This window comes from Robertkochia solimangrovi, assembly GCF_007279655.1.
GTDB classification, from domain to species: Bacteria; Bacteroidota; Bacteroidia; order Flavobacteriales; family Flavobacteriaceae; genus Robertkochia; species Robertkochia solimangrovi.
Genome location: NZ_QKWN01000010.1, coordinates 226,102 through 233,716, shown reverse-complemented (window position 1 = coordinate 233,716; position 7,615 = coordinate 226,102). Strand labels below are relative to the sequence as shown.

10 protein-coding genes are annotated in these 7,615 nt (G+C 40.4%); 4 read left to right on the top strand and 6 right to left on the bottom strand.

All coding sequences use genetic code 11. From position 1 onward, the window contains the following. Window positions 1-133: 133 nt before the first annotated feature. The 4 genes from DMZ48_RS14870 to DMZ48_RS14855 are packed head-to-tail and all read right to left on the bottom strand — an operon-like array spanning window position 134 to window position 2,583. Window positions 134-667: a mechanosensitive ion channel family protein gene (locus DMZ48_RS14870; RefSeq protein ID WP_143955946.1), complete on the bottom strand. Its 534-nt coding sequence runs from the start codon at window positions 665-667 to the stop codon at window positions 134-136. Window positions 668-689: 22 nt separating this feature from the next. Next, window positions 690-1,298 carry a Maf-like protein gene (locus DMZ48_RS14865; protein WP_143955945.1) on the bottom strand — a complete coding sequence of 203 codons (609 nt, stop codon included), beginning with the start codon at window positions 1,296-1,298 and terminating at the stop codon, window positions 690-692. Window positions 1,299-1,304: 6 nt separating this feature from the next. Beyond that, window positions 1,305-1,835: a KdsC family phosphatase gene (locus DMZ48_RS14860; protein WP_143955944.1), complete on the bottom strand. Its 531-nt coding sequence runs from the start codon at window positions 1,833-1,835 to the stop codon at window positions 1,305-1,307. Beyond that, complete coding sequence (locus tag DMZ48_RS14855; RefSeq protein ID WP_143955943.1) at window positions 1,828-2,583, bottom strand: Rossmann-like and DUF2520 domain-containing protein; 756 nt, start codon at window positions 2,581-2,583, stop codon at window positions 1,828-1,830. Before DMZ48_RS14855 ends, DMZ48_RS14860 begins: the two co-directional genes overlap by 8 nt. Window positions 2,584-2,778: 195 nt before the next feature. Between DMZ48_RS14855 and DMZ48_RS14850 the strand changes: the two genes are divergently transcribed. The 3 genes from DMZ48_RS14850 to DMZ48_RS14840 are packed head-to-tail and all read left to right on the top strand — an operon-like array spanning window position 2,779 to window position 4,604. Next, the gene (locus DMZ48_RS14850) at window positions 2,779-3,723 is read left to right on the top strand and encodes a hypothetical protein (protein ID WP_143955942.1); all 945 of its coding nucleotides are present in this window, start codon (window positions 2,779-2,781) and stop codon (window positions 3,721-3,723) included. 26 nt (window positions 3,724-3,749) lie between these two features. Continuing rightward, window positions 3,750-4,109, top strand: a complete 360-nt coding sequence (locus DMZ48_RS14845) for a bleomycin resistance protein (protein WP_143955941.1) — start codon at window positions 3,750-3,752, stop codon at window positions 4,107-4,109. A gap of 9 nt (window positions 4,110-4,118) precedes the next feature. Further along, a complete protein-coding gene (locus DMZ48_RS14840; RefSeq protein ID WP_143955940.1) occupies window positions 4,119-4,604 on the top strand; it encodes an SRPBCC family protein in 486 nt (161 codons plus the stop codon). On the opposite strand, the gene DMZ48_RS14835 is transcribed toward DMZ48_RS14840, so the two are convergent. Then, a complete protein-coding gene (locus DMZ48_RS14835) occupies window positions 4,601-4,807 on the bottom strand; it encodes a helix-turn-helix domain-containing protein (protein WP_143955939.1) in 207 nt (68 codons plus the stop codon). The genes DMZ48_RS14840 and DMZ48_RS14835 overlap by 4 nt on opposite strands. 9 nt (window positions 4,808-4,816) lie before the next feature. After that, window positions 4,817-5,344, bottom strand: a complete 528-nt coding sequence (locus tag DMZ48_RS14830; protein ID WP_162558734.1) for a DUF2975 domain-containing protein — start codon at window positions 5,342-5,344, stop codon at window positions 4,817-4,819. Between the two features lie 293 nt (window positions 5,345-5,637). Here DMZ48_RS14830 and DMZ48_RS14825 point away from each other — a divergent pair, with 293 nt between their 5' ends. Beyond that, the gene (locus DMZ48_RS14825; RefSeq protein WP_199288009.1) at window positions 5,638-7,374 is read left to right on the top strand and encodes a cellulase family glycosylhydrolase; all 1,737 of its coding nucleotides are present in this window, start codon (window positions 5,638-5,640) and stop codon (window positions 7,372-7,374) included. Window positions 7,375-7,615 lie beyond the last annotated feature (241 nt).

Here is a 7,615-nt window from a genome sequence, read left to right as displayed (position 1 = left end):
CTGTTTTCCGTTACAGGTTACCGAGTTACAAGGTTAAAGGTAACATCGTCACTTCGTCACATCGTAACACAATGACGCAGTAAACTGTAATCTGCTTTCAAATCTCAATTAAAGTTTTGTTCCTTGAAGTGGCTTAAAGCGTATCAGCACCATCATCTTCACGGTGTCGGTTAACCACAGTCACTCCTTTTTGTAACAGAATGTTATTTGGGAGGGTTACCAGTTCATTTTCATCGGTTCTCAAATGCAGATGAAAGGCCTTGATGTCTTCGATCACTGCTTCTGTTGGAAAATCCTTATCCATAATCCTGATACGATCCCCTATTTTAAAAGGAAAGGAAAAGAATAGAATCACCCCGGCGGTAACATTGCTGAGAATCGACCATTGAGCGAACATAGCAACTCCGATTACAGCGAATACAGAGGAAACCAGTAAGCCTAGGTCCTGAAATTTCACACCCCAGATCATACTGAAGGCGGCTATGAGTAATAGCAAGAGCAGATAGTTGAAATATTTAACGATAAGTAGGGTGCGGTTGCGATCAAAATCACTGATCTTCCCGGCCTGATGAATTACTTTTCTCAGGATATAACGTATGAATATAACGATGATCAAGGTGATCACCGATGCGAGTATCTGTTCACTATAATTATCCAGAACCTTCATTATGCAGAATCTTTAATTTTTATCAGGATTTTAACCTGTTCATTTCCCTGGTGATGAGTATTAAATTTCTATAGACCAGATCTACCGGAAGTCCTACTACATTGAAGTAAGAACCTTCGATTCGCTCAATCCCGATTTGACCTATCCATTCCTGAATACCATAGGCACCTGCTTTATCAAAAGGCTTAAATTCATCCACATAGTATTCGATCTCAGCGGCTTCCAAATTTCTGAATACGACCTTAGTGATGCTGTTTACGGTCTTTTCCAATTTAGTAGTGGTAAAGCAAACCGAAGTGATTACCTCGTGGGACTTTCCTGATAAGGAACTGATCATTTGGATAGCGTCTTCCCGATTGACGGGTTTTCCCAACGCTTTCCCTTCATGCCACACGATAGTATCGGAGGTGATCAGGATCTCATTTTCTTTTAATTCCTCCTTGAACGGAAGGGATTTTAACTGGGCCAGATAATCAGAAATCTCAAACTTATAAAGCCGGTCAGGGTAAATTTCCTCAACTGGTTTTAAACGAATCTCAAATTCAAGGTCCAGATCTCTCAGAAACTGTTGACGTCTCGGAGATCCGGATGCTAAAATGACCTTATAATCTTTGATCAGAGTTTTCAACATATCGGTTTAATCGTATCTCGCATCTTCCATTGCAATCCATTTTCCCTGTACCCGTAATACCTGTTCTATAATGTCCCTGACACAACCTTTGCCTCCTGGTTTATGTGAAACATAAAGGGAAATATCCTTGATCTCTGCAACGGCGTCGTTGGGACAACAGGGGAGGCCTACCATTTTCATGACATGAAGATCCGGAATATCATCACCCATATATACCGTGTTTTCTGGTTTGATATTATAGATGTCAAAATATTCATCGAGTTTTTCAACCTTGTCAGAAACACCGAGATTGATGTCTGTAAGTCCAAGTCCGCGTAAACGATGTCTCACGCCTTCATTACTTCCTCCAGAAATGATACAGATATTATAACCGAGTTGAATGGCAGTTTTCATCGCATAGCCATCTTTGGTATGCATCGTTCTCAGCATTTCACCTTCAGGGGTGATCTGAATGGTCCCGTCTGTTAAAACGCCGTCGACATCGAAGACAAAAGTAGTTATATGTTCCAGGTATTCTTTATAGCTTTTCTCACTCATAGGTTTTTATTATAGAAAGTGTCAGCAATTCATAGATCTCGCGTTGCAGCGGATCGCTTAGTATTTCAAGATGCGAATTTATGGTTTTTGTATCATTTCTGCGCGCCGGTCCAGTTTGAGCGTTAAAAGGATTGGAAGAAAATGCTTTCTTAATCGTTTCTTCGATCAATGGCGAGAATATTTCAAAGGGTATGTTATTGTTATCGCTGATGACTTTTCCCTGGTATATCAGGTGATTCACAAAATTATTCACGAATACTGCTGTCAGATGAATGAACCGACGTTGTTCTGAACTTATACGATGTACATTTTCACTCAGGGCAACAGCCGTATTATAAAGTAACAGTTCATTTTCTGCATTCTTCGCTTCGATACAGATCGGTACCTTTTTCAATTCCAATCGTTGATGTTTACTGAATGTCATCAAAGGATAAAACACACCGGTTCTTCCGTGTTTAGCAAGAATTTCAAGATCGGTATTTCCCGACGTATGAGCGACCACTCCCTGAAAACCCAGTAACTTTTCAGAAACCCCGGAAATTGCATCGTCTTTAACCGCGATTAGGCAAAGATCTGCAGCAGGAATTTTCGCAAGATCAGTGAAAAGAAGATCCCCAAATGCATCGATGGTCTCCTGATTAGGATTCCGGCTGAATATTCCGGCAAGCATTAGGGAATCGGAATTCTGAATACCCTTGATAAGATGAGAGGCAACATTTCCAGTGCCGATAATAACGATTCGGATCATATAGCGAATTTAAGGAAATGTTTATTCAGTGAGAAGTGGGGGGGATTGAAATTTAAGTCTTACAGAAAATACAAAATCAGTTTCGGAATGAGATTTTCTTTTTAATATCGATTAACTACTTTTTCTTACATTGTAACAGTTTGCCTAAAGAACAATGTTTCTTTCATATGAATCGGAATAAATCAATCTTTTTATATGTACAAGATATTACCGCTGATTTTTACCTGTTGTTTGGTGCTTTGTGAGATAAAGGCTCAGCAATTTCCTAAAAGTGTTACTGAAGACCATCGTCTGATTGCAGGCACAAATATTTCGGTCATTCCCCCTGATGGGTTTGAAGCTGCCACGGCATTTAAAGGTTTTCGATCTCCTGAAGATGATGCGTCCATGATTATGGTTGTGACGATACCAGGACCATTTTCGGAAGTTTCAAAAGGATTTAGTCCTGAAATGATGGAAACCCGTGGGATGGAATTGAAGCAAAAAACAGCTGTTGAGATTTCAGGGTATGATGGTTTTTTATTACGGGTCGATCAGGGAGCAGGAGCGCTTAAATTCAGTAAATTGATCCTGATCTATGGAGATGAAAGGTCTAGTACCATACTCAACGGAATAAGCCCGGACTATGATGAAGCCACTTTCGAATCTGTGAAAAACTGTGTGCTTAGCACGGTTGTTTTAAGAGATATGGAGGTAGATCCGAGACAGGGACTGGATTATACGCTGGACGAGAGTGGGGGTGGTTTTAAATTTGTAAGCGTAACCGGAAATGGAATGATATTCAATCGGGATGGTCAGATTCCCACTCAGAGTGAAGATCAGGCAACCTTGGTCTGTGATCGCGCATACTCCAATGCGATCATTAAAGACAAGAAGCTGTTCTCTTTGTCCCGATTGAAAAAATTACCTGAAGATTATTCGATAGTTCCGGAAACCGGTATAAACGAGATTATCCTTGATGGAATACTGGGTTATGAACTCTTCGCATTAAGGGTGGAAGAACCTGCCAGTGCACTTTACCAGGTGATTTTATTCCCGGAAGAAGGGGGGTATTATATTTTTTTAGGTCAATACCAGGCTGAATTTCCATCGGCTGCCGAGGACATTAAAGAATTGATTCTTACCTTTAAGACAAAATAGTTCAGGCAGAACAAAATTCTCACGAGATGCTGACCTCTGTTCATCCAAAATTACCCATGAGAGATAAGAATGTGACCAAAAGATTCTATGTAGATCTTATGGGATTTGAGGTATATGGCATGACTGATTATGACGGTTATCTTATGGTTAGTCGGGATCATATTCAGATACATTTCTTTGAATTTCCGGACCTTGATCCTGCTGAGAATTACGGACAAGTATATATCAGGGTGTCGGAAATAGATAGTTTTTACCAGAGTTTACTTAAAAATAAGGTTAGTATTCATCCTGGTGGGCCTCTGGAGGTTAAACCTTGGGGGCAAAAGGAATTTTCGATTCTCGATCCTGATAATAATCTGCTGACTTTCGGTGAGCCCTTACTTTAATTGTTTATTATGCCCCAAATTGTATTAAAAACAGAGATCGATGCTCCGAAATCATTGGTTTTTGATCTGTGCAGAAATATTGATCTACATAAAATTTCTGCTTCGCAAACAGGGGAAAGCGCAGTTGCAGGTAGGACTACCGGGTTGATAGAATTAAATGAAACCGTTACCTGGAAGGCCAGGCATTTTGGTATGATGCAGACGCTTACTTCTAGGATTACGGAATTACGTTATCCCGATTTCTTTACGGATGAAATGGTCAAAGGGCCCTTCAGATTCTTTAGGCATGAACATATTTTTGAAGATGCTGCCCAGCGTACGATCATGACCGATTTATTTGAATATGAGGCTCCTTTTGGTTGGCTGGGTCGAATTGCAGACCAATTGTTTCTTGAACGTTATATGACACGATTTCTGTCTCGGAGAAATCGGGTGATTTTAGAATTTGCCGAGAGTGGTCAATGGAAAGAACTACCCTCGGTAAAAAAGACTTAATCGTCTCTGAATTCCAGAATATCACCCGGCTGACATTCCAGAACCTGACAAATCGCTTCGAGTGTACTGAATCGTATAGCCTTGGCTTTACCTGTTTTTAAGATGGATAAATTGGATAACGTTAGTCCGACTTTCTCTGAAAGTTCATTCAATGACATTTTCCGTTTCGCCATCATCACATCCAAATTGACAATTATGGGCATAGGTCTTGTTTAAACGGTTAAATCATTCTCTGTTTGTAGTTCGATACCTCTTTTAAATATTTGGGCAATTATAAAAACAATTGCCGCAAGAAAGAGATATTCACTGTTATCACCTTCATAACTGAACAGGGGTCCCTTTTTTAATAACCATTTGGCATAGATTCCTATAATGACCCCGACAACACCAACCTGGAGAGCTATATGGCTGATGGACGTGATGAGGGTTGCTACCCGATCACTGAAGGGGTTTTCCAGATTGATACTTGAAAATAGCCGGGTCACTCTAAAGAAGAGATTCGCTTTCAGAGCGATCAAAATAATAATGGCAATATTCATGACCACATAATGCCATTTACTGAATTTCAGAAGTTCTGTCAGGTCAAATCCGGAATAAAGATTCACAGATGCCGCGTGATTAGATAAAAGGCTGACAATGAAAGAGATCAGCAAAGCCCCAGCCTTTATGCAAAAGGAGAAAAACAGCACCCAGGAGAATATTCGGAGTACGGTCAGGATTTTTTGGGTTGTCGGTTTCATAAGATTCGATTTTTTAATTGATGTTGTAAACTTCGGTAAAAATTTATTGAAAAACAATAAATAATAATCAAAATTTAATAAATCATGTACTTTGAGATGCTTTGAAGGCGTACAGCTATGAACTGTGTAAGATTCGGCATACAAAAACCTTTGTAATACTTCAATGGCCATGGATGGTTTGTTCTTTGATTTAGGCAAATTATATATGTAAAGGAGATTAAATAATACTATGATATTGAGTTGATTATTGGTTATTTTGTAGGGACTACTACAAACTAAAAATATCTTTTATCATGAAAATGATGATCAGGCCAATACTATTGGCCTTGCTGTTCATATTTATCGGTTGTGATAAAGACAGTGATAATCCTGATACACTTTCCACTTCAAAGAAAACCCTCAATATGTCTCCGGGAGGAGGTGTGTTGGATTTTACGATTCGCACCAGTGCTGCATCCTGGAGTATTTTCAATCCTGCTGATGACTGGATATCGCTTTCTGCTACATCGGGCACTACCAGTGAAGAAAAGGTTATGGTGACCGTAGATTCAAAAAGCCTGACAGCACGACAGGATACTTTAATAATTTCAGCAGGAGATGCTGATCCGGTTAGCGTAGTGGTGCAACAAGTATCGGCTGCATCTTTCTATGAATTAAAAGCTGAACCGGGTTCTCTTCAATTGGATTTCACCTCGGGAATCCTGGAAATGGAAATCACATCGGAGGCTCCGGAATGGATCCTGAGTTCAGAAGCAGATTGGCTGTCTTTTAGTCCGGAATCCGGATCGGATGGTACAACCACGGTAAAGGTTACGGTGTCTGGTAACAATAATGCTGAAAGCAGAGCGGGAGTGATTCGTTTAACGGCAGATTTTGCAAGTGAGGTGACTATTCCGGTTACTCAGAATGGCAGTTTTCCCGATTACAATCGTGATCCTGATGCTGCTGACAACACCGGTATGAACCTAACTGCGGAAGAACTGGCAGTATTGATGCGGATTGGGTGGAATCTGGGAAATACGTTGGAAGCAACCGGGGGAGAGACCGCCTGGGGAAATCCCATGGTAAGTGAACAATTGATAAAAAGCGTAAAAGAAGCAGGATTCAATGCGATCCGTATACCCTGTTCCTGGGATCAGTATGTGGATGATCCGGCAACCGCTAAGATCCGTGAAACCTGGATGGACCGGGTTAAAACTGTGGTTGATTATTGTGTGAAGAATGATATGTATGTAATACTTAACATTCATTGGGACGGGGGCTGGTTAGAAAATAATGTTACCCCTGAAAAAAAGGAGATTAATAATGCCCGGCAAAAAGCCTATTGGCAGCAAATAGCAACCGCAATGCGTGATTTTGATCAACACTTACTCTTTGCAGGCACCAATGAACCCAATGTTGACAATGAAGATCAAATGGAAGTTTTGAATTCCTACCATCAGACCTTCGTCGATGCCGTGAGGTCTACCGGGGGTAGAAATGCATACCGTACCCTGATCGTTCAGGGGCCTTCCACCGATATTGAAAAAACGAAAAACCTGATGAACTCCTTGCCGGAAGATAGTGCTGAAAATCGTTTGATGACCGAAATACATTTCTATACGCCTTATCAGTTCTGCCTTATGACTGAAGATGCCGATTGGGGTAATAGGTTTTATTATTGGGGGGAAGGATACCACTCTAATACAGACTCCGCACATAATGCCGATTGGGGTGAAGAGGAAACCGTAGAAGACCTTTTGAAAATGATGTATGATAAATACGTGACCAATGGAATTCCTGTTGTACTGGGAGAATATGCTGCGATCAAACGAGAAGGATTAACCGGTGACAATTTACAATTGCATCTCGATAGCAGGGCTTATTATCTCAAATTTGTAACAGAGAAGGCAAAAAACTATGGTATAACTCCTTTTTACTGGGATGCAGGCGGACTCGGAAATAACAGTACTGCACTATTCGATCGAAATACGAATTCGGTCTACGATCAACAGGCTCTTGACGCGCTTATGGAAGGAATCGAAGAGTAGGAAATACCGGGAAACAACTTAAAATCTCTATATTTTGAAAAAGGGCAGGTTTTTGACCTGTCTTTTTTTACGAGTAAAAGGAAGGACATTCAGAATAATTAGTAAAATTGAGGGTGGGGATTCTTCAGATTTCTTACAAATGTCATAGACTTAACCGCCATAACTTAAAGTGGTCAATTCACCATTTTCAATTTAAAATACCCTATTTTTGCACACTGAAAATGCAAATTAATACCCTCCG